The sequence below is a fragment of the Streptomyces sp. NPDC006476 genome (genome assembly GCF_040612015.1).
In the GTDB taxonomy this organism is placed as follows: domain Bacteria; phylum Actinomycetota; class Actinomycetes; order Streptomycetales; family Streptomycetaceae; genus Streptomyces; species Streptomyces griseorubiginosus_B.
The window spans coordinates 15,759-37,362 of sequence record NZ_JBEXPK010000035.1 but is presented as its reverse complement, the minus strand read 5'-3'; the positions used below and the strand labels follow the sequence as shown (position 1 = coordinate 37,362).

Annotated in this window: 16 protein-coding genes; 2 read left to right on the top strand and 14 right to left on the bottom strand. The window is 69.7% G+C overall.

Going from position 1 to position 21,604, the window contains the following annotated elements; all coding sequences use genetic code 11:
• Window positions 1-17 precede the first annotated feature (17 nt).
• Window positions 18-2,975 (top strand): fumarate reductase/succinate dehydrogenase flavoprotein subunit, encoded by a 2,958-nt coding sequence (locus ABZZ74_RS32700; RefSeq protein ID WP_356771128.1) that lies wholly within the window; start codon window positions 18-20, stop codon window positions 2,973-2,975.
• Window positions 2,976-3,123: 148 nt separating this feature from the next.
• Here ABZZ74_RS32700 and recQ read toward each other — a convergent pair whose 3' ends face one another.
• Window positions 3,124-5,136: a DNA helicase RecQ gene (recQ, locus tag ABZZ74_RS32695; RefSeq protein WP_356771126.1), complete on the bottom strand. Its 2,013-nt coding sequence runs from the start codon at window positions 5,134-5,136 to the stop codon at window positions 3,124-3,126.
• Window positions 5,137-5,344: 208 nt separating this feature from the next.
• On the opposite strand from recQ, the gene ABZZ74_RS32690 reads away from it, so the two are divergent.
• Window positions 5,345-5,872, top strand: coding sequence for a hypothetical protein (locus ABZZ74_RS32690; protein WP_356771124.1), 528 nt, complete (start codon window positions 5,345-5,347; stop codon window positions 5,870-5,872).
• 72 nt (window positions 5,873-5,944) lie between these two features.
• Here the strand turns inward: ABZZ74_RS32690 and nuoN are convergent, their stop codons facing one another.
• From nuoN to ABZZ74_RS32625, 13 genes are read right to left on the bottom strand one after another with little or no spacing between them, the layout of a single operon-like run.
• Window positions 5,945-7,603: an NADH-quinone oxidoreductase subunit NuoN gene (gene nuoN, locus ABZZ74_RS32685; protein ID WP_356771122.1), complete on the bottom strand. Its 1,659-nt coding sequence runs from the start codon at window positions 7,601-7,603 to the stop codon at window positions 5,945-5,947.
• Entirely contained in the window at window positions 7,600-9,174 is a 1,575-nt protein-coding gene (locus ABZZ74_RS32680) for an NADH-quinone oxidoreductase subunit M (protein WP_356771120.1), read from the bottom strand. The genes nuoN and ABZZ74_RS32680 overlap by 4 nt, the downstream gene beginning before the upstream one ends.
• Before the next feature lie 5 nt (window positions 9,175-9,179).
• A complete protein-coding gene (nuoL, locus tag ABZZ74_RS32675) occupies window positions 9,180-11,126 on the bottom strand; it encodes an NADH-quinone oxidoreductase subunit L (RefSeq protein ID WP_356771118.1) in 1,947 nt (648 codons plus the stop codon).
• 14 nt (window positions 11,127-11,140) lie between these two features.
• Window positions 11,141-11,440, bottom strand: a complete 300-nt coding sequence (gene nuoK / locus ABZZ74_RS32670; RefSeq protein ID WP_016437642.1) for an NADH-quinone oxidoreductase subunit NuoK — start codon at window positions 11,438-11,440, stop codon at window positions 11,141-11,143.
• On the bottom strand, window positions 11,437-12,279 hold the full coding sequence (locus ABZZ74_RS32665) for an NADH-quinone oxidoreductase subunit J (RefSeq protein ID WP_356771115.1): 843 nt from the start codon (window positions 12,277-12,279) through the stop codon (window positions 11,437-11,439). The genes nuoK and ABZZ74_RS32665 overlap by 4 nt, the downstream gene beginning before the upstream one ends.
• Complete coding sequence (nuoI, locus tag ABZZ74_RS32660; RefSeq protein ID WP_356771113.1) at window positions 12,276-12,917, bottom strand: NADH-quinone oxidoreductase subunit NuoI; 642 nt, start codon at window positions 12,915-12,917, stop codon at window positions 12,276-12,278. The genes ABZZ74_RS32665 and nuoI overlap by 4 nt, the downstream gene beginning before the upstream one ends.
• Window positions 12,910-14,274 (bottom strand): NADH-quinone oxidoreductase subunit NuoH, encoded by a 1,365-nt coding sequence (gene nuoH / locus ABZZ74_RS32655; protein ID WP_356771111.1) that lies wholly within the window; start codon window positions 14,272-14,274, stop codon window positions 12,910-12,912. The genes nuoI and nuoH overlap by 8 nt, the downstream gene beginning before the upstream one ends.
• Entirely contained in the window at window positions 14,271-16,775 is a 2,505-nt protein-coding gene (locus tag ABZZ74_RS32650; protein ID WP_356771109.1) for an NADH-quinone oxidoreductase subunit G, read from the bottom strand. Before ABZZ74_RS32650 ends, nuoH begins: the two co-directional genes overlap by 4 nt.
• A complete protein-coding gene (gene nuoF, locus ABZZ74_RS32645; RefSeq protein WP_356771107.1) occupies window positions 16,772-18,121 on the bottom strand; it encodes an NADH-quinone oxidoreductase subunit NuoF in 1,350 nt (449 codons plus the stop codon). Before nuoF ends, ABZZ74_RS32650 begins: the two co-directional genes overlap by 4 nt.
• Entirely contained in the window at window positions 18,118-18,987 is an 870-nt protein-coding gene (gene nuoE / locus ABZZ74_RS32640) for an NADH-quinone oxidoreductase subunit NuoE (RefSeq protein ID WP_356771105.1), read from the bottom strand. The genes nuoF and nuoE overlap by 4 nt, the downstream gene beginning before the upstream one ends.
• Window positions 18,984-20,306, bottom strand: a complete 1,323-nt coding sequence (locus tag ABZZ74_RS32635) for an NADH-quinone oxidoreductase subunit D (protein WP_356771103.1) — start codon at window positions 20,304-20,306, stop codon at window positions 18,984-18,986. The genes nuoE and ABZZ74_RS32635 overlap by 4 nt, the downstream gene beginning before the upstream one ends.
• Window positions 20,303-21,052: an NADH-quinone oxidoreductase subunit C gene (locus tag ABZZ74_RS32630; RefSeq protein WP_356771101.1), complete on the bottom strand. Its 750-nt coding sequence runs from the start codon at window positions 21,050-21,052 to the stop codon at window positions 20,303-20,305. Before ABZZ74_RS32630 ends, ABZZ74_RS32635 begins: the two co-directional genes overlap by 4 nt.
• Window positions 21,049-21,603, bottom strand: a complete 555-nt coding sequence (locus ABZZ74_RS32625; protein ID WP_055635348.1) for an NADH-quinone oxidoreductase subunit B — start codon at window positions 21,601-21,603, stop codon at window positions 21,049-21,051. The genes ABZZ74_RS32630 and ABZZ74_RS32625 overlap by 4 nt, the downstream gene beginning before the upstream one ends.
• Window position 21,604: the final 1 nt, after the last annotated feature.

Genomic DNA, 21,604 nt, shown 5'->3' with positions numbered 1-21,604 from the left:
CTCGGACGGTGACTCGCATGGTGAAAGGCACATTGGTGGACACCCCTCTGCAGATCCCCGCCCTCGACGAGGCGGAGGAGATCTCCTGCGACGTCCTCGTGGTCGGCGGCGGCACCGCCGGCACCATGGCCGCGCTGACCGCCGCCGAACACGGCGCGAACGTGCTGCTGCTGGAGAAGGCCCACGTCCGCCACTCCGGCGCGCTCGCCATGGGCATGGACGGCGTCAACAACGCGGTCATCCCCGGCCGCGCCGAGCCCGACGACTACGTCGCCGAGATCACCCGCGCCAACGACGGCATCGTCGACCAGTCCACCGTCCGCCAGACCGCCACCCGCGGCTTCGCCATGGTGCAGCGGCTCGAGTCCTACGGCGTGAAGTTCGAGAAGGACGAGCACGGCGACTACGCGGTCCGCCAGGTGCACCGCTCCGGCTCCTACGTGCTGCCGATGCCCGAGGGCAAGGACGTCAAGAAGGTCCTGTACCGGCAGCTGCGGCGGCGTGAGATGCGGGAGCGGATCCGCATCGAGAACCGGGTGATGCCGGTGCGCGTGCTGACGTCCCCCGATGACGGGCGGGCCGTGGGGGCGGTCGGCTTCAACACACGTACGGGTGCGTTCGTGGTGGTGCGCGCCGGCGCGGTGATCCTGGCGACCGGCGCATGCGGCCGCCTGGGACTCCCCGCCTCCGGCTACCTGTACGGAACCTACGAGAACCCGACCAACGCGGGCGACGGCTACGCGATGGCCTACCACGCGGGCGCCGAGCTCACCGGCATCGAGTGCTTCCAGATCAATCCGCTGATCAAGGACTACAACGGCCCCGCCTGCGCCTACGTCGCCAACCCCTTCGGCGGCTACCAGGTCAACCGGCACGGCGAACGCTTCGTCGACTCCGACTACTGGTCCGGCCAGATGATGGCCGAGTTCGCGGCGGAGATCGCCTCCGACCGGGGACCTGTGTACCTGAAGCTCAGCCATCTCCCAGAGGAGTCGATCTCCGCCCTGGAGTCGATCCTGCACTCCACGGAGCGGCCCACGCGCGGGACCTTCCACTCCGGCCGCGGCCACGACTACCGCACCCACGACGTGGAGATGCACATCTCCGAGATCGGCCTGTGCGGCGGCCACTCGGCCTCGGGAGTACGGGTGGACGACCACGCCCGTACGACCGTGCCGCGGCTGTACGCCGCCGGCGACCTGGCCTGCGTGCCGCACAACTACATGATCGGCGCGTTCGTCTTCGGTGACCTCGCGGGGGCGGACGCGGCCCAGTACTCCCCCTACGAAGGGGAGTTGTCCGCCGACCAGCTGCGTGAGGCGCACGAGCTGATCTACCGCCCGCTGCACAACCCGGACGGGCCGCCGCAGACCCAGGTCGAGTACAAACTGCGCCGCTTCGTGAACGACTACGTGGCGCCGCCGAAGTCGGGCGCCCGGCTCTCGCTCGCCCTCGAGGCCTTCGAGCGGATGCGCGACGACATCGCGGCGATGGGTGCGCGGACCCCGCACGAGCTGATGCGGTGCGCCGAGGTCACCTTCATCCGCGACTGCGCGGAGATGGCCGCGCGCGCCTCGCTGGCCCGCACGGAGTCCCGCTGGGGCCTGTACCACGATCGCCTGGACCATCCCCATCGCGACGACACCTCCTGGTTCCACCATCTCGATCTCCACAAGTCCCCCTCCGGTGCGATGGAGTTCACGGCCCGTCCCGTGGCTCCGTACCTCGTGCCCATCGACGAGTTCACGCCGGTGGGCGGCCCGTCCCGCCACCTCGGCGAGGTCCACGCCGAGGAGGTCGCCACGGCCGGGTCACGGGACGTGGCACCGGTGGCGGCGGGCGCGGTCACGGGCGGCGTGTCGGTGGCGGACGGCACGGGTGCCGGGCTGGGTTCGGGTTCGGGTGCGGGTGCGGGTTCGGGTGCGGGTTCGGCTTCGGGTTCGGCTTCGGCTTCGGGCGGCTTCTCCGAGCCGGCCGTGGACCAGACCCGCGCGTCCGACGCCTCCGAGGCCTCCAACCCCGAGCGTGCCTCGGCGCGCCTCCTCGAACTCGTCGCCCTCGCCGAGGAGGAACCCGAACTCGACGCGTTGCGGCCCTACTTGACCGACCCGGCGTCGGCCGTCCGCCGTGAGGCCGTCGCCGTCCTCACAGAGACGGTGCCGCCGGGGACGGGCCCCGCCCTCGCCGAGGCCCTCCGCGACGGCGCCGCCGAGGTACGCGCCGCGGCCGCCGCCTCACTCCGCGAACTCGTCGAGACACTGCCCGCGGAGGCCACGCTCCGGGACGGCCTCGCCGCCGCGCTGACCGTGGCCGACCCGGTCGTCCGTGCTGCCGCTCTGGACGTCCTGCGCGCGCTGCGCCTGGGTGACGCGGCGCTGTTCGCCGGGGCGTTGACCGACGCGGAGATCCCGGTCCGCATCGAGGCCGTCCGGGCCCTGGTCTCGGTCGACGCCGCCACGGAACTGGCCCGGGCCGCCACCGTCGACCCGTCCCGCGAGGTCCGGGTGACCCTCGCCAAGGCGCTGGCGACGGTGTGGGCGGAGGGCGGTGCAGGGACCGTCGGTTCCGACGACACCGGCCCCGACGACACCGGGCCCGGCAGCCCGTCGGCCACCATCCTTGCCGCCCTTGCCGACCTCGCCCAGGACCCTGACGCGCTGGTCCAGGGGGCCGCCTACGGGGCGCTCGGTACGACCGGGTGTCCGCCGCCGCTGGCCGCACGTGCCGTGGCCGCCCTGTCCGCCTCGGCGTGGCAGGTCCGGTCGGGCGCCGCGACCGCGCTGTCCGCCGCCGAGTCCGACGTGGCCGTCCCCGCCCTGGCGAAGGCCCTCGCCGACCCGAACGCCGACGTCCGCAAGGCCGCCGTACTGGCCCTGACCCGGCACAACCACACCGCCGACGCCCGCGCGGCCCTCGCCACGGCCACGACGGACACGGACGCGGACGTCAGGGCGTACGCGGCGCGGGCGCTGTGACCCATGCTGACGCCCTGAGGAGGACGGAGGGTTCGCCCTGGAGCGAGCTGCGCCTTCCGCCTTTCGCCGCCGGACACCGGCCGCCCCGGGTCACCGATGCCCGACCCGGGCGGCCGGCCAACCTGCAGCCCACGGCACCCCCGGCCGCCTAGATCCAGTCGTCCGGCTCCGGCTCCGGCTCCATCTCGGGCCAGTCGTCGTGTATCTGCTTGTCGTCCGGCGCCGGCTTGCCGTCCGTCGCCGGAGCCGCACCCGGGGCGTCGCCCAGTGAGGCCAGTACCGCCAGCACACCCTCCCCGTACGTCGTCAGCTTCTTCTCGCCGACCCCGCTGATGCCGCCGAGCTGCCGTACCGACGTCGGCCAGGCCAGGGCGATCTCCCGCAGCGTCGCGTCGTGGAAGATGACGTACGCCGGGACGCCCTGCTCCCGGGCCTGCTCGGCGCGCCAGGCGCGCAGGGCCTCGAACGCCGGCTGCAGGGCCTCGGGCAGCTCCACCGCGGCGGCCTTGGCCTTGCGCTCGCCCCGGCCGGTGGACGAGGACGCCGACCGCGAGGTCGCCGGCTTCTTCGGCTCCTTGCGCAGCGGCACCTCCCGCTCGCGCCGCAGCACCGATCCGCTGGCCTCGGTCAGCACCAGCGTGCCGTACTCGCCCTCGACCGCGAGCAGTCCCTGGGCCAGCAACTGCCGTATGACGCCCCGCCATTCGCCCTCGGTCAGTTCCTCGCCGATGCCGAACACCGACAGCTGGTCGTGGTCGAACTGGATGACCTTGCCGGTGCGCTTGCCCAGGAGGATGTCGATGATCTGCACCGCGCCGAACTTCTGCCCACGCTCCCGCTGCAGCCGCACCACCGTCGACAGAACCTTCTGCGCGGCGACTGTGCCGTCCCAGGTCTCGGGCCGGGTCAGACACGTGTCGCAGTTGCCGCAGCCGGCCGGGTCCGGTTCCTGGCCGAAGTAGTTCAGCAGCTGTCCGCGCCGGCACCGGGCCGTCTCACACAGCGCCAGCATCGAGTCCAGGTGGGCGGCGGCCCGCCGACGGAACGCCTCGTCGCCCTCGCCGAGCTGGATCAGCTTGCGCTGCTGTATGACGTCGTTGAGGCCGTACGCCATCCAGGCCGTGGACGGCAGACCGTCGCGGCCCGCGCGGCCCGTCTCCTGGTAGTAGCCCTCGACCGACTTGGGCAGGTCGAGGTGGGCGACGAAACGGACGTCCGGCTTGTCGATGCCCATGCCGAAGGCGATGGTCGCCACCACGACCAATCCCTCCTCCCGCAGGAACCGGGACTGGTGCGCCGCGCGAGTGCCCGCGTCCAGACCGGCGTGGTACGGGACGGCCTCGATGCCGTTGCGGCTGAGGAACTCCGCCGTCGCCTCCACGGACTTGCGCGACAGGCAGTACACGATGCCCGCGTCGCCCGCGTGCTCCTCTCTCAGGAAGCCCAGCAGCTGCTTCTTGGGGTCGGCCTTCGGCACGATCCGGTACTGGATGTTGGGCCGGTCGAAGCTCGCCACGAAGTGCCGGGCCGTCGGCATGTGCAGCCGCTCGGTGATCTCCTGGTGCGTCGCGTGCGTGGCCGTGGCCGTGAGTGCGATGCGCGGCACGTCCGGCCAGCGCTCGCCGAGCAGGGACAGGGCCAGGTAGTCGGGGCGGAAGTCGTGGCCCCACTGGGACACGCAGTGCGCCTCGTCGATCGCGAAGACGGAGATCTTGCCGCGGGAGAGGAGATCGAGGGTGGAGTCCAGGCGGAGCCGCTCCGGCGCCAGGTAGAGGAGGTCCAGCTCCCCGGCCAGGAACTCGGCCTCCACCACTCTGCGCTCGTCGAAGTCCTGCGTGGAGTTCATGAACCCGGCGCGCACGCCGAGCGCCCGCAGCGCGTCCACCTGGTCCTGCATCAGCGCGATGAGCGGCGAGACCACCACGCCCGTACCGGGTCTGACCAGGGCCGGGATCTGGTAGCACAGGGACTTGCCGCCGCCGGTCGGCATGAGGACCACGGCGTCACCGCCGGCCACCACATGCTCGATCACCGCCTCCTGCTCGCCGCGGAAGGCCTCGTACCCGAAGACCCGGTGCAGCGTGGCCAGCGCCTCGCTCTCAGTCGCCCCTGCCGTCCCGGTCACCGTTGGCATCGCGCTGATCCCGCCCATCCCACCCATAGTCCTGTCCCCCGTACGTCGTCCCTCGACCACTGCCTCCACGATAGGGGTCCGGACCGACAGCGCCGGAGTTATCCACAGGCTGTGCCCGCCGAGCCCGGCGTCAGCCCAATGGCTCCCGTCGCATGGCGTGCTCCCGGCGGCCGGGACATGCTGCTCGGGCGGGACGGGGGTGGCCCGCCCATCCCCGAGCCCAAGGAGCACCGCGATGTCCCCTCGGCCCGTCAAGGCCGCCATCACCGTGGCGCTGGCCGCTGCCTTCTCGCTGGCCGCCGTGCCCGCCCAGGCCGACACCGACCCCTCCGTCTGGACCGATCTCGTCGACACGTACAACGCGACGGCCCAGTACGCCTACGAGGGCCTCGCGAAGGACAGTGACTTCGTCCCGATGGGCGGGTGCTACGCCACCACCGCGGGAGGCGTGGGCTACCACTACGTCAATAAGGCGAACATCGGCTCACTCGATCCGGCGAAACCCGCGGCTCTGGTTTACGCGGACAAGGTCGCCGACGACTACGACTTCGTGGACACGGACGAGGTCGGCGCCAACCGCAAGCTGGTCGCGGTGGAGTGGATCGTCAAGGACACGGGACAGGCCACACCGACGCTGTTCGGCCATACCTTCCAGAAGAACCCGGTCGCCGGTTACTACACCCTCCACGCGTGGATCTACCAGCCCAACCACAACGGGCTCTTCTCGGCGTACAACCCCGACGTGACCTGCGCGACCACCTGATCAGGCGCATACGCACAAGGCCCCGGCCCCACCACACGGGGGAACCGGGGCCTTGTGCACGCCCGTCGCGGGTCAGCGCACGAACACTCCCGCCTGGCTCGCCAGGTCCAGGAAGTACTGCGGTGCGACACCGAGGACCAGCGTGACCACCACACCGAGCCCGATGGCGGTCATCGTCAGCGGGGACGGCACGGCGACCGTGGGGCCTCCGGGCCTGGGCTCGCTGAAGAACATCAGCACGATCACGCGGATGTAGAAGAAGGCAGCGATGGCGGACGAGATCACACCGATCACGACCAGCGGGGCCGCCCCGCCCTCCGCCGCCGCCTTGAACACGGCGAACTTCCCGGCGAAGCCGGAGGTCAGCGGGATGCCGGCGAAGGCCAGCAGGAACACTGCGAACACGGCCGCCACCAGCGGTGAACGGCGGCCGAGTCCGGCCCACTTGGACAGATGGGTTGCCTCGCCGCCCGCGTCGCGCACCAGGGTGACGACGGCGAAGGCGCCGATCGTCACGAAGGAGTACGCGGCCAGGTAGAACAGGACGGAGGAGACGCCGTCCTTCGAGGTCGCGATGACACCCGCGAGGATGAATCCCGCGTGCGCGATCGACGAGTACGCCAGCAGCCGCTTGATGTCCGTCTGGGTGATCGCGACGATCGCGCCGCCCAGCATGGTGACGATCGCTACGGCCCACATGACCGGCCGCCAGTCCCAGCGCAGGCCCGGCAGGACGACGTACAGCAGGCGCAGCAGCGCGCCGAAGGCCGCCACCTTCGTCGCCGCCGCCATGAACCCGGTCACCGGGGTCGGGGCGCCCTGGTAGACGTCCGGCGTCCACATGTGGAACGGGACCGCGCCCACCTTGAACAGCAGACCCATGACGATCATCGCGCCGCCGACCAGCAGCAGCGCGTCGTTGCCCATGGTGTCCGCGAGCGCCGGGTCGACGTTGGTGACCGTGCCGTCGACGACCCGCGCGATGGTCCCGTACGACACCGAGCCCGCGTACCCGTACAGCAGCGCGATGCCGAACAGCGTGAACGCCGAGGCGAAGGCGCCCAGCAGGAAGTACTTGACCGCGGCCTCCTGCGACATGAGCCGCTTGCGGCGGGCCAGGGCGCACAGCAGGTAGAGCGGGAGGGAGAAGACCTCCAGGGCCACGAAGAGGGTCAGCAGGTCGTTGGCCGAGGGGAAGACCAGCATTCCGGAGACCGCGAACAGCAGCAGCGGGAACACCTCGGTGGTGGTGAACCCGGCCTTCACGGCCGCCTTCTCGCTGTCGCTGCCCGGCACGGACGCGGCCTGCGCGGCGAAGGAGTCGACCCGGTTGCCGTGTGCCGCCGGGTCCAGGCGCCGCTCGGCGAAGGTGAACAGGCCGACCAGGCCGGCCAGCAGGATCGTGCCCTGCAGGAACAGGGACGGCCCGTCGACCGCGATCGCGCCCATCGCCGCGATGTGCGCCTTGGTGGTGCCGTATCCGTCGGCCGCGAGCGCCACGACCGCCGCGAAGGCGGCGACGAGCGCGACGGCGGAGACGAACACCTGGGCGTAGTAACGCGACCTGCGCGGCACGAACGCCTCGATCAGTACCCCGATGATCGCTGCGCCCACGACGATCAGGGTGGGCGACAACTGCCCGTACTCGATCTTCGGCGCGTTGATCTTCGAGATCGGTTCGGCCGCCGTGGCCGCCGTTGTCCACAGGCTGTGGACGGCTGCTGCGCTCACTTGGCCACCGCCTCCACCTCGGGCTTGGGGTCCTTCTTGTGTACGTCGGACAGGGTCGACTTCACGGCCGGGTTGACGATGTCCGTCACCGGCTTCGGGTAGACGCCCAGGAAGATCAGCAGAACGATCAGCGGAGCGACGACCACCAGCTCACGGGCTCTGAGGTCGGGCATGGCGGAGACCTCCGGTTTCACCGGGCCCGTCATCGTCCGCTGGTAGAGGACGAGGGCGTACAGCGCGGCGAGGACGATGCCGAAGGTGCCGATGATGCCGATCGCCGGGTAGCGCGTGAACGTGCCGACCAGGACGAGGAACTCGCTCACGAAGGGCGCGAGTCCCGGCAGGGAGAGCGTGGCCAGCGTGCCGATCAGGAACGTGCCGGCGAGCACGGGGGCGACCTTCTGCACGCCGCCGTAGTCGGCGATGAGCCGCGAGCCGCGCCGGGAGATCAGGAACCCGGCCAGCAGCATCCACGCGGCCGTGGAGATCCCGTGGTTGACCATGTAGAGCGTCGCGCCGGACTGGCCCTGGCTGGTCATCGCGAAGATGCCCATGATGATGAAGCCGAAGTGCGAGATGGACGCGTACGCCACCAGACGCTTGATGTCCCGCTGGCCGACCGCGAGCAGCGCTCCGTAGACGATGCTGATGAGCGCCAGGACGAGGATCACGGGCGTCGCCCACTTGCTGGCCTCCGGAAAGAGCTGGAGGCAGAAGCGGAGCATCGCGAAGGTGCCCACCTTGTCGACGACCGCCGTGATGAGGACGGCGACCGGGGCGGTGGACTCCTGCATGGCGTTGGGCAGCCAGGTGTGCAGCGGCCACAGTGGCGCCTTCACCGCGAAGGCGAAGAAGAAGCCGAGGAACAGCCAGCGTTCGGTGCTGGTCGCCATGTGGAGCGAGCCGTTCGCGCGGGCCTGGGCGATCTCCTGGAGGCTGAAGTTCCCGGCGACCACGTAGAGGCCGATGACCGCGGCCAGCATGATGAGGCCGCCGACCAGGTTGTAGAGGAGGAACTTCACGGCCGCGTACGACCGTTGCGTGGACGCCGCCTCCTCGCCGTGCTCGTGGGCACGGTCCCCGAAGCCGCCGATGAGGAAGTACATCGGGATGAGCATGGCTTCGAAGAAGATGTAGAAGAGGAAGACGTCGGTGGCCTCGAAGGAGATGATCACCATCGCCTCGACGCCCAGGATCAGGGCGAAGAAACCCTGTGTGGGACGCCAGCGACGGCTTCCGGTCTCCAGCGGGTCGGCGTCGTGCCAGCCCGCGAGGATGATGAACGGGATCAGCAGGGCGGTCAGCGCGATCAGCGCCACCGCGATGCCGTCCACGCCGAGTTCGTAGCGGACCCCGAAGTCCTTGATCCAGGCGTGGGATTCGGTGAGCTGGTAGCGGCCGCCGTCCGGGTCGAAGCGGACCAGGACGGTGATGGCCAGGGCGAGGGTGGCGAGCGAGACGGTCAGCGCCAGCCACTTGGCGGCGGTGCGCCGCGGGGCCGGTACGGCGGCTGTGGCAATCGCGCCGATCGCCGGGAGCACCGCCGTCGCTGTCAGCAGAGGAAAGGACATCGGTATCAGACCGCCCTCATCAGCAGGGTCGCGGCGACGATGATCGCCGCGCCGCCGAACATCGAGACCGCGTAGGAGCGCGCGAAGCCGTTCTGCAGCCTGCGCATGCGTCCGGACAGGCCCCCGACCGAGGCCGCCGTGCCGTTGACGACGCCGTCGACCAGGGTGTGGTCGACGTACACCAGGGAGCGGGTGAGGTGCTCGCCGCCGCGGACCAGGACGACGTGGTTGAAGTCGTCCTGCAGCAGGTCGCGCCGCGCGGCCCGGGTGAGCAGCGACCCCCGCGGGGCGAGGGACGGCACCGGGCGGCGGCCGTACATGGCGTACGCGATGCCGACACCGATGATCAGGCAGACCATCGTCGCGCCGGTGACGGCCCCGGCGCTGAGCGGGGAGTCGCCCTCGCTGTGGCCGGTGACGGGCTCCAGCCAGTGCAGGAAGCGGTCGCCGATGCTGAAGAACCCGCCGGCGAAGACCGAGCCGAAAGCCAGCACGATCATCGGGATCGTCATGACCTTCGGGGACTCGTGCGGGTGCGGCTCGGCGTGCTCGCCGTGGTGCTCGGCGGCGGGCTCCGCGCTCGGCGCCTCCGGGGAGCGGGTGGGCTGGTTCTTCCAGCGCTCCTCTCCGAAGAACGTCATCAGCATCACGCGCGTCATGTAGAAGGCGGTGATGGCCGCGCCCACCAGGGCGCAGGTGCCCAGGATCCAGCCCTCGGCGCCGCCCTCGGCGAAGGCAGCCTCGATGATCTTGTCCTTGGAGAAGAAGCCGGACAGGCCCGGGAAGCCGATGATGGCGAGGTAGCCGAGGCCGAAGGTGATGAAGGTGATCGGCATGTACTTCCTCAGGCCGCCGTACTTGCGCATGTCGACCTCGTCGTTCATGCCGTGCATGACCGAACCGGCGCCGAGGAAGAGCCCGGCCTTGAAGAAGCCGTGCGTCACCAGGTGCATGATCGCGAAGACGTAGCCGATGGGGCCGAGGCCCGCCGCCAGCACCATGTAGCCGATCTGGGACATGGTCGAGCCGGCCAGCGCCTTCTTGATGTCGTCCTTGGCGCAACCGACGATCGCACCGAACAGGAGCGTGACCGCTCCGACCACGACCACCGCCGTCTGCGCGTCCGGCGCGCCGTTGAAGATCGCCGCCGAGCGGACGATCAGGTAGACGCCCGCGGTCACCATCGTCGCGGCGTGGATGAGGGCCGAGACCGGGGTCGGGCCCTCCATCGCGTCCCCGAGCCAGGACTGCAGCGGCACCTGGGCGGACTTGCCGCAGGCGGCGAGCAGGAGCATCAGGGCGATGGCGGTGAGCTTGCCCTCCGAGGCGTCTCCCGCGTGGCTGAAGACCGGTCCGAAGGCGAAGGTGCCGAACGTCGTGAACATCAGCATGATCGCGATGGACAGGCCCATGTCGCCGACGCGGTTGACCAGGAAGGCCTTCTTCGCCGCCGTCGCCGCGCTGGGCTTGTGCTGCCAGAAGCCGATGAGGAGGTACGAGGCGAGACCGACGCCCTCCCAGCCGACGTACAGCAGCAGGTAGTTGTCGGCGATGACCAGGAGCAGCATCGCCGCGAGGAACAGGTTCAGATAGCCGAAGAAGCGGCGGCGGCGCTCGTCGTGCTCCATGTACCCGACCGAGTACAGGTGGATCAGCGAGCCGACGCCGGTGATCAGCAGGACGAACGTCATCGAGAGCTGGTCGAGGCGGAAGGTGACGTCCGCCTGGAAGCTCTCGACGGGGATCCACGTCCACAGGTGCTGCATCAGGGTGCGGTGTTCGGCGTTCTTGCCGAGCAGGTCGGCGAAGAGGATCACGGCGAACACGAAGGAGAGGGTAGACAGCAGGACGCCGATCCAGTGGCCGACGGCATCGAGCCGCCGGCCGCCGCACAGCAGTACGGCCGCTCCGAGCAGTGGCGCCGCCACCAGCAGCGCAATCAGGTTCTCCACGATTCAGCGACCCCTCAGAGCTTCATCAGGCTGGCGTCGTCGACCGAGGCCGAGTGGCGGGAACGGAACAGGGACACGATGATCGCGAGCCCGACCACGACCTCCGCGGCGGCGACGACCATCGTGAAGAACGCGATGACCTGGCCGTCGAGGTTGCCGTGCATCCGGGAGAAGGTGACGAACGCGAGGTTGCAGGCGTTCAGCATCAGCTCGATGCACATGAACACCACGATGGCGTTGCGCCTGATCAGCACGCCGGTGGCACCGATCGTGAACAACAGGGCCGAGAGATACAGGTAGTTGACCGGGTTCACTTCGACGCCTCCTCCCGCTTGAAGGTGGCCGGTTCGATCTCGGTGCGCTCCAGGCGCTCCTGCGCGCGCTGCTCCAGCGCCCGCAGGTCGTTGAGCGCCTCGGCGGACACGTCACGGATCTGGCCGCGATCGCGCAGCGTCTTGCTGACCGTGAGCTCCGACGGGGTGCCGTCGGGGAGCAGACCCGCGATGTCGACCGCGTTGTGCCGGGCGTAAACACCGGGGGCCGGCAGCGGCGGCACGTGCTTGCCCTCGCGCACGCGCTCTTCGGACAGCTCGCGCTGGGTCTTGGCGCGCTCGGTGCGCTCGCGGTGGGTGAGCACCATGGCGCCGACGGCGGCCGTGATCAGCAGGGCGCCGGTGATTTCGAAGGCGAAGACGTACTTGGTGAAGATCAGGGCGGCGAGGCCCTGCACATTGCCGTTCGCGTTGGCCTCGGCCAGGCCGTCGAACTGCTTGAGGGAGGCGTTGCCGATCCCGGCGAGCAGCAGGATGCCGAAGCCGAGGCCGCACAGTAGGGCCAGCCAGCGCTGGCCCTTGATGGTCTCCTTCAGCGAGTCCGCGGCCGTCACGCCGACGAGCATCACAACGAACAGGAACAGCATCATGATCGCGCCGGTGTAGACGACGATCTGCACGATCCCCAGGAAGTAGGCGCCGTTGGCGAGATAGAAGACCGCCAGGATGATCATGGTGCCGGCGAGGGAGAGGGCGCTGTGCACGGCCTTCCTCATGAAGACGGTGGACAGGGCACCGATCACGGCGACGGTGCCGAGGACCCAGAACTGGAAGGCCTCTCCGGTGGAGGTGGAGTAGGCGGCGAGTTGCAGCGGGCTCATCGGCCGATCACCTTCTCCGACGCGGGCTCTTCCTCGCCGAAGGTGGAGGCGGCCTCCTGCGGGACCTCGCCCTTGGAGAGCGCCACCTGCTGCACCGTGCCCGGCGCGGCCTCGGTCACCAGGCCCCGGTAGTAGTCCTGTTCGTCGGTCCCCGGGTAGATCGCGTGCGGGGAGTCGACCATGCCCTCTTCCAGGCCGGCGAGCAGCTGCTCCTTGGTGTAGATGAGGTTGGCGCGGCTGGAGTCGGCCAGTTCGAACTCGTTGGTCATCGTGAGCGCGCGCGTGGGGCACGCCTCGATGCACAGGCCGCACAGGATGCAGCGGGCGTAGTTGATCTGGTACACGCGCCCGTACCGCTCGCCGGGCGAGTAGCGCTCCTCGTCCGTGTTGTCGGCGCCCTCCACGTAGATGGCGTCGGCGGGGCAGGCCCAGGCGCACAGCTCGCAGCCGACGCACTTCTCCAGGCCGTCCGGATGGCGGTTGAGCTGGTGCCGTCCGTGGAAGCGCGGAGCGGTGGTCTTCTTCTGCTCCGGGTACTGCTCGGTCAGCCGCTTCTTGAACATGGCCTTGAAGGTCACGCCGAAGCCGGCGACGGGGTTCATGAAACCGGGCTTGGTCTCCTTCGGCTCCTCAGCCATCGGACGCCTCCTTTCCATCCGTAGATCCGTCACTGGCAGTATCCGACCCACCACTGACAATGAGCTCCCGCTCCCGGCGCGGGCTGCGCCTGGGAACCGGCGGAAGCTCCTGTCCGGGCAGTGGCGGTACAGGGAATCCGCCCGCCATGGGGTCGAATCCGGCGGGTTGCGCGGCGGGCTGTTCGCTCTCCTTGGCCTTCTCGCGGAACATGTCGACGACGAAGGACAGGAGCAGCAGGGCGAGGACGCCGCCGACGATGTAGAGGGCGATGTCGGCGAAGTCGTAGTTCTCGTTCCTCAGTGCCCGCACGGTCGCGACCAGCATCAGCCAGACCACGGACACGGGGATGAGGACCTTCCAGCCGAGCTTCATCAGCTGGTCGTAGCGGACCCGCGGGAGCGTGCCGCGCAGCCAGATGAAGAAGAACAGCAGCAGCTGCACCTTGATCACGAACCAGAGCAGCGGCCACCAGCCGTGGTTGGCACCCTCCCAGAAGGTGCTGATCGGCCAGGGGGCGCGCCAGCCGCCGAGGAAGAGCGTGGTCGACACGGCCGAGACGGTCACCATGTTGACGTACTCGGCGAGCATGAACATCGCGAACTTGATCGACGAGTACTCGGTGTTGAAGCCGCCGACCAGGTCGCCCTCGGACTCCGGCATGTCGAAGGGGGCGCGGTTGGTCTCGCCGACCATGGTGACGATGTAGAGGATGAAGGAGACCGGCAGCAGCAGGATGTACCAGCGGTCGTGCTGCTGTTCGACGATCGTCGAGGTCGACATCGAGCCCGAGTAGAGGAACACCGAGGCGAAGGCGGCGCCCATGGCGATCTCGTAGGAGATCATCTGCGCGCAGGAGCGCAGGCCGCCGAGCAGCGGGTAGGTGGATCCGGAACTCCAGCCCGCGAGCACGATGCCGTAGATGCCGACCGAGGCGACCGCGAGGATGTAGAGCATCGCGATCGGCAGGTCGGTGAGCTGCATCGTGGTGCGGTGGCCGAAGATCGAGATCTCGTTGTCGGCCGGGCCGAAGGGGATCACCGCGATCGCCATGAAGGCCGGGATGGCCGCGACGATCGGCGCGAGGACGTAGACCACCTTGTCCGCGCGTTTGACGATGACGTCTTCCTTGAGCATCAGCTTGATGCCGTCGGCGAGCGACTGGAGCATGCCCCAGGGGCCGTGCCGGTTGGGGCCGATGCGCAGCTGCATCCAGGCGACGACCTTGCGCTCCCAGACGATGGAGAACAGCACGGTCACCATCAGGAAGGCGAAGCAGAAGACGGCCTTGATGACGACCAGCCACCAGGGGTCACGGCCGAACATCGAGAGGTCTTCAGCGGCGAGGTACGGGCTCATGCCTCCACCTCCTTCGGGGCCTCGCCGACGGACGTCGCCGGGCCGATGCGGACGAGGGCGCCGGGCAGCGCCCCGGTGTCGGAGGCGACGCCGCTGCCGACGGAGTTGAGCGGAAGCCAGACCACCCGGTCGGGCATCTCCGTGATCCGCAGGGGCAGTCCGGTCGTTCCGGCGGGACCCGTCACGGCGAGGACGTCGCCGTCCTTGACGCCCGCCTCGGCGGCCGTCGCGGGCGACACGCGCGCGTGGGCCGCGTGCCGGGTTCCGGCCAGCGCCTCGTCGCCCTGCTGGAGGACGCCGAGGTCGAGCAGGAGACGGTGCCCGGCGAGGACGGCCTCTCCGGCCGCCGGCCGCGGCAGCACGCCCGCGCTCTCCAGGGATCCGCCGGCCCGCGGGCCGTCCCAGGGGCCGAGCCGGTCGATCTCCGCGCGGATGGTGCGCAGATCCGGCAGGCCCAGGTGGACGTCCATGGCGTCGGCCAGCATCTGCAGCACGCGCGCGTCGGTCGGCGCGAGACGCCGGGTCATCTGGTCGGGCTTGAGCGCGGCCTCGAAGAAACGCACGCGGCCTTCCCAGTTGAGGAAGGTGCCCGGCTTCTCGGCGACCGCGGCGACCGGCAGGACGACGCTGGCGTGCTCGCTGACCTCGCTGGGCCGCAGCTCCAGCGACACCACGAACCCGGCCTCGTGAAGTGCTTCACGTGCGCGTGCCGGGTCGGGCAGGTCGGCGACCTCGACGCCCGCGACCAGCAGGGCCTGCAGCTCGCCGTTGGCCGCGGCCTCGACGATCTGGCTGGTGTCACGGCCGTAGCGGTGCGGGAGTTCGGCGAGCCCCCAGGCCGCGGCAACCTCCTCACGCGCGCGTGGGTCGGTCGCCGGGCGTCCGCCGGGCAGCAGCGACGGCAGCGCGCCCGCCTCGACGGCGCCGCGCTCCCCGGCGCGCCGCGGGATCCACACCAGCTGGGCGCCGGTGGCGGAGGCGGCCCGTACGGCGGCGGTGAGGCCGCCCGCGACGGCGGCCAGCCGCTCGCCGACGACGATGACCGCGCCCTCGCCGCGCAGCGCCTCGGCGGCCGTAGCACCGTCGCCGTCCAGGCCGACCCCGCTCGCGAGCGCGTCCAGCCATTCGGTCTCGGTACCGGGGGCCGCGGGAAGCAGGATGCCGCCCGCCTTCTCCAGGCCGCGCGTGGTGTGCGTGGCCAGCGAGAACACCTTCTGCCCGTGCTTGCGCCAGGCCTTGCGCAGCCTCAGGAAGACGCCGGGGGCCTCCTCCTCGGCCTCGAACCCGACCAGCAGGACGGCCGGCGCCTTCTCCAGGGAGGTGTACGTGACACCCGTACCGTCCAGGTCACGGCCGTGCCCGGCGATCCGGGACGCCAGGAAGTCGGCTTCCTCGCTGCTGTGCACGCGCGCGCGGAAGTCGATGTCGTTCGTGTCGAGCGCCACGCGCGCGAACTTGCTGTACGCGTAGGCGTCCTCGACGGTGAGGCGGCCGCCGGTGAGGACGCCGGTGCGGCCGCGCGAGGCGAGCAGACCCTGGGCCGCGATCTGCAGCGCCTCCGGCCAGGAGGCCGGTTCGAGGTCGCCCTCGGCGTTGCGCACCAGCGGCGTCTGGAGCCGGTCGCGCTGCTGCGCGTACCGGAACGCGAAGCGGCCCTTGTCGCAGATCCACTCCTCGTTGACCTCGGGGTCGTTGGCCGCGAGCCGCCGCATGACCTTGCCGCGCCGGTGGTCGGTGCGGGTCGCGCAGCCGCCGGAGCAGTGCTCGCAGACCGACGGCGAGGAGACCAGGTCGAAGGGGCGGGAGCGGAATCGGTACGCAGCCGAGGTCAGCGCACCCACCGGGCAGATCTGGATGGTGTTCCCGGAGAAGTACGACTCGAAGGGGTCGCCCTCTCCGGTGCCGACCTGCTGCAGCGCGCCGCGTTCCAGCAGCTCGATCATCGGGTCGCCCGCGACCTGGTTGGAGAAGCGGGTGCACCGGGCGCACAGCACGCACCGCTCACGGTCGAGCAGCACCTGAGTGGAGATCGGGACGGGCTTCTCGAACGTCCGCTTCTTCCCCTCGAAGCGGGACTCGGCCTGGCCGTGCGACATGGCCTGGTTCTGCAGCGGGCACTCGCCGCCCTTGTCGCAGACCGGGCAGTCCAGCGGGTGGTTGATGAGCAGCAGCTCCATCACCCCGTGCTGGGCCTTCTCGGCGACCGGCGAGGTGAGGTGCGTCTTGACGACCATGCCGTCGGTGCACGTGATGGTGCAGGACGCCATCGGCTTGCGCTGACCCTCGACTTCGACGATGCACTGGCGGCAGGCGCCGGCCGGGTCGAGGAGAGGGTGGTCGCAGAAGCGGGGGATCTCGATGCCGAGCTGTTCGGCGGCCCGGATGACCAGGGTGCCCTTGGGCACGCTGATCTCGGCGCCGTCGATGGTCAGCGTCACGAGATCTTCCGGCGGGACCGCCGCCTCTCCCCCTCCCGCGGGAGCGTTGGTGGTCACGGTCATGCGTTCACCTCCGGGCGGTCGGCCCAGGCCGTCGACTTCGCCGGGTCGAAGGGGCAGCCCCGGCCGGTGATGTGCTGCTCGTACTCCTCGCGGAAGTACTTGAGCGAGGAGAAGATCGGCGAGGCGGCGCCGTCGCCGAGGGCGCAGAAGGACTTGCCGTTGATGTTGTCGGCGATGTCGTTCAGCTTGTCGAGGTCGGACATGACGCCCTTGCCGGCCTCGATGTCGCGCAGCAACTGCACGAGCCAGTAGGTGCCTTCACGGCACGGTGTGCACTTGCCGCAGGACTCGTGGGCGTAGAACTCGGTCCAGCGGGTGACGGCGCGGACGACGCAGGTCGTCTCGTCGAAGCACTGCAGGGCCTTGGTGCCGAGCATCGAGCCGGCGGCGCCCACGCCCTCGTAGTCGAGGGGCACGTCGAGGTGCTCGTCGGTGAACATCGGCGTGGAGGAGCCGCCCGGCGTCCAGAACTTCAGCCGGTGCCCCGGCCGCATGCCGCCGCTCATCTCGAGCAGCTGGCGGAGCGTGATGCCGAGCGGGGCCTCGTACTGGCCGGGGCTCGCGACATGGCCGCTGAGCGAGTAGAGCGTGAAGCCCGGGGACTTCTCGCTGCCCATCGACCGGAACCATTCTTTGCCCCGATGCAGAATCGCGGGAACCGACGCGATCGACTCGACGTTGTTCACAACAGTCGGGCACGCATAGAGGCCCGCCACCGCAGGGAAAGGGGGACGGAGCCGCGGTTGACCACGGCGGCCTTCGAGCGAGTCGAGCAGTGCGGTCTCCTCACCGCAGATGTACGCGCCGGCGCCGGCGTGCACGGTGAGGTCGAGGTTCAGCCCGCTGCCCAGGATGTTCTCGCCGAGGTAGCCCGCCGCGTAGGCCTCGCGCACGGCCTCGTGCAACCGCCGCAGAACGGGGACGACTTCACCACGCAGATAGATGAAGGCATGCGACGACCTGATGGCATAACACGCGATGACAATGCCCTCGATGAGGCTGTGCGGGTTCGCGAAGAGGAGCGGGATGTCCTTACAGGTCCCCGGCTCCGATTCGTCGGCGTTGACAACTAGATAGTGTGGCTTTCCATCACCCTGGGGAATGAACTGCCATTTCATTCCCGTCGGGAATCCCGCGCCACCGCGGCCGCGCAGCCCGGAGTCCTTGACGTACGCGATCAGGTCGTCCGGCGACATGGCGAGCGCCTTGCGGAGCCCCTCGTAGCCCTCGTGCCTTCGGTAGACGTCCAGCGTCCACGACTTGTCCTCGTCCCAGAAGGCCGACAGCACGGGTGCGAGCAGCTTCTCGGGGCTGGTGTCTTTGAGTTCGGGTGCCAAGGTCATCACTCCCCCTCCTCGGCGGCAGGCCCTGCCGGGTGGGCTGGGTCGGAGGCCGACGTGTCCTGTGGCGCGTCGTGTGAGCTGAGGTGCTCGGTCGGAGAGGGCTCGTGCACGGCCCTGTCCTGCTCGTCGTGCGGTCCGCCGTCCCGTGGATGGACCACGCGCGCGGGTGCGGTCTCTCCCTTTGCCAGGCGGAGGCCCACCAGCGACGCCGGTCCCGCACTGCCGCTCGCCTCGACGGCCCCTGGCCGCTCGTCGGGGAAGCCGGCCAGGATCCGCGCGGTCTCCTTGAAGGTGCACAGGCGCGCCCCGCGCGTGGGCTCGACCTCCCGTCCCGCGCGCAGGTCGTCGACGAGGCGCTTGGCGCTGGCCGGGGACTGGTTGTCGAAGAACTCCCAGTTGACCATCACCACCGGCGCGAAGTCGCAGGCCGCGTTGCACTCGATGTGCTCCAGGGTGACCTTGCCGTCCTCGGTGGTCTCGCCGTTGCCGACGCCGAGGTGCTCCTGGAGCTCCTCGAAGATCGCGTCGCCGCCCATCACCGCACACAGGGTGTTCGTGCAGACGCCCACCTGGTAGTCACCGCTCGGCTTGCGCCGGTACATCGTGTAGAAGGTCGCGACGGCGGTGACCTCGGCCGTGGTCAGGTCCAGTACGTCCGCGCAGAACCGCATCCCGGTGCGCGTGACATGGCCCTCCTCCGACTGCACGAGGTGCAGCAACGGCAGCAGGGCCGAGCGGGAGTCCGGGTAGCGGGCGATGATCTCGCGCGCGTCCGTCTCCAGCCGGGCTCGGACGTCGTCCGGGTAGGCGGGCGCAGGCAGTTCGGGCATGCCCAGGCTGACGCCCCGCTCGGAAGAACTGGTGGTCACCGGTCGACGCCTCCCATCACGGGGTCGATGGACGCGACGGCGACGATGACGTCGGCGACCTGGCCGCCCTCGCACATCGCCGCCATGGCCTGCAGGTTGGTGAAGGACGGGTCGCGGAAGTGGACCCGGAAGGGGCGGGTGCCGCCGTCGGACACGGCGTGCACCCCGAGTTCGCCCTTGGGTGACTCGACGGCCGCGTACGTCTGTCCCGGCGGGACGCGGAAGCCCTCGGTGACCAGCTTGAAGTGGTGGATCAGGGCCTCCATGGAGGTGCCCATGATCTTCTTGATGTGGTCGAGGGAGTTGCCGAGCCCGTCCGGTCCCAGGGCGAGCTGGGCGGGCCAGGCGATCTTCTTGTCGGCGACCATGACCGGGCCGGGCTGCAGCCGGTCCAGGCACTGCTCGATGATCCCCAGCGACTGGCGCATCTCCTCCAGGCGGATCAGGAAGCGCCCGTAGGAGTCGCAGGTGTCGGCGGTCGGGATCTCGAAGTCGTAGGTCTCGTAGTCGCAGTAGGGCTGTGCCTTGCGCAGGTCGTGCGGCAGGCCGGTGGAGCGCAGGATCGGTCCCGTCGCGCCGAGGGCCATGCAACCGGCCAGGTCGAGGTAGCCGACGTCCTGCATACGAGCCTTGAAGATGGGGTTCCCGGTGGCGAGCTTGTCGTACTCCGGGAGGTTCTTCCTCATCTTCTTCACGAACTCGCGGATGTGGTCCACCGCGCCGGGCGGCAGGTCCTGGGCGAGTCCGCCGGGCCGGATGTACGCGTGGTTCATGCGCAGGCCCGTGATGAGCTCGTAGATGTCGAGAATCATTTCACGATCACGGAATCCGTAGATCATGATCGTGGTGGCGCCGAGCTCCATGCCGCCGGTGGCGATGCACACCAGGTGCGAGGAGAGCCGGTTCAGCTCCATCAGGAGCACCCGGATGATCTTGGCGCGCTCGGTGATCTGGTCCTCGATGCCGAGGAGCTTCTCGACGGCGAGACAGTAGGCGGTCTCGTTGAAGAAGGACGTCAGGTAGTCCATGCGCGTCACGAACGTGGTGCCCTGCGTCCACGTGCGGAACTCGAGGTTCTTCTCGATGCCGGTGTGGAGGTAGCCGATGCCGCAGCGGGCCTCGGTGACCGTCTCTCCGTCGATCTCCAGGATCAGGCGCAGCACTCCGTGGGTGGAGGGATGCTGGGGGCCCATGTTGACGACGATGCGCTCGTCGTCGGCGCGGGCGGCGGACTGGACGACCTCGTCCCAGTCGCCTCCGGTGACCGTATATACGGTGCCTTCCGTGGTCTCGCGAGGAGAAGCGTGCGAAGTGCTCACGAGTACGACCTCCGCTGGTCCGGAGCCGGGATCTGGGCGCCCTTGTACTCGACGGGGATGCCGCCGAGGGGGTAGTCCTTGCGCTGCGGATGGCCCTGCCAGTCGTCCGGCATCATGATCCGGGTCAGGGCCGGGTGACCGTCGAAGACGATCCCGAAGAAGTCGTAGGTCTCGCGCTCGTGCCAGTCGTTGGTCGGGTACACGGAGACCAGGGACGGGATGTGCGGGTCGGCGTCCGGGGCGCTGACCTCGAGGCGGATCAGCCGGTTGTGGGTGATCGAGCGCAGGTGGTAGACGGCGTGCAGCTCGCGTCCCTTGTCGTGGAGGTAGTGGACGCCGCTGACGCCGGTGCACAGCTCGAAGCGCAGGGCCGGGTCGTCGCGCAGGGTGCGGGCGACGCGCAGCAGGTGCTCGCGCTCGATGTGGAAGGTGAGTTCGCCGCGGTCGACGACCGTCTTCTCGATGGCGTTGTCGGGGAGCAGTCCCTGTTCCTCCAGGGCGCCCTCCAGTTCGTCGGCGACCTCGTCGAACCAGCCGCCGTAGGGGCGGGCCGCCGGTCCCGGGAGACGGACCGAGCGGACCAGTCCGCCGTAGCCGGAGGTGTCGCCGCCGTTGTTGGCGCCGAACATGCCGCGCTGGACGCGGATCTCCTCGCCGCCCTCGCCTCGCTGGCCGGGGAGGTTGGAGGCGCCTAGGTCCTTCTCGGGGTTCACCCCGTTCGCGCCGGTGCCGTTCGCGTCGCTCACCGCAGCAGCCCCTTCATCTCGATCGTGGGCAGGGCCTTGAGCGCCGCTTCCTCCGCCTCGCGAGCCGCTTCCTCGGCGTTCACGCCGAGCTTGGAGTTCTGGATCTTGTGGTGCAGCTTGAGGATGGCGTCCATCAGCATCTCGGGCCGCGGCGGGCAGCCGGGGAGATAGATGTCGACCGGGACGATGTGGTCGACGCCCTGGACGATCGCGTAGTTGTTGAACATGCCGCCCGAGGAGGCGCAGACCCCCATGGAGATCACCCACTTGGGGTTCGGCATCTGGTCGTAGACCTGCCGCAGCACCGGCGCCATCTTCTGGCTGACCCGGCCCGCGACGATCATCAGGTCCGCCTGGCGGGGCGAACCGCGGAAGACCTCCATGCCGAAGCGCGCCAGGTCGTAGCGGCCGGCGCCGGTGGTCATCATCTCGATGGCGCAGCACGCCAGGCCGAAGGTGGCCGGGAAGACGGACGCCTTGCGCACCCAGCCCGCGGCCTGCTCGACGGTGGTCAGCAGGAAGCCGCTCGGCAGCTTTTCTTCGAGTCCCATG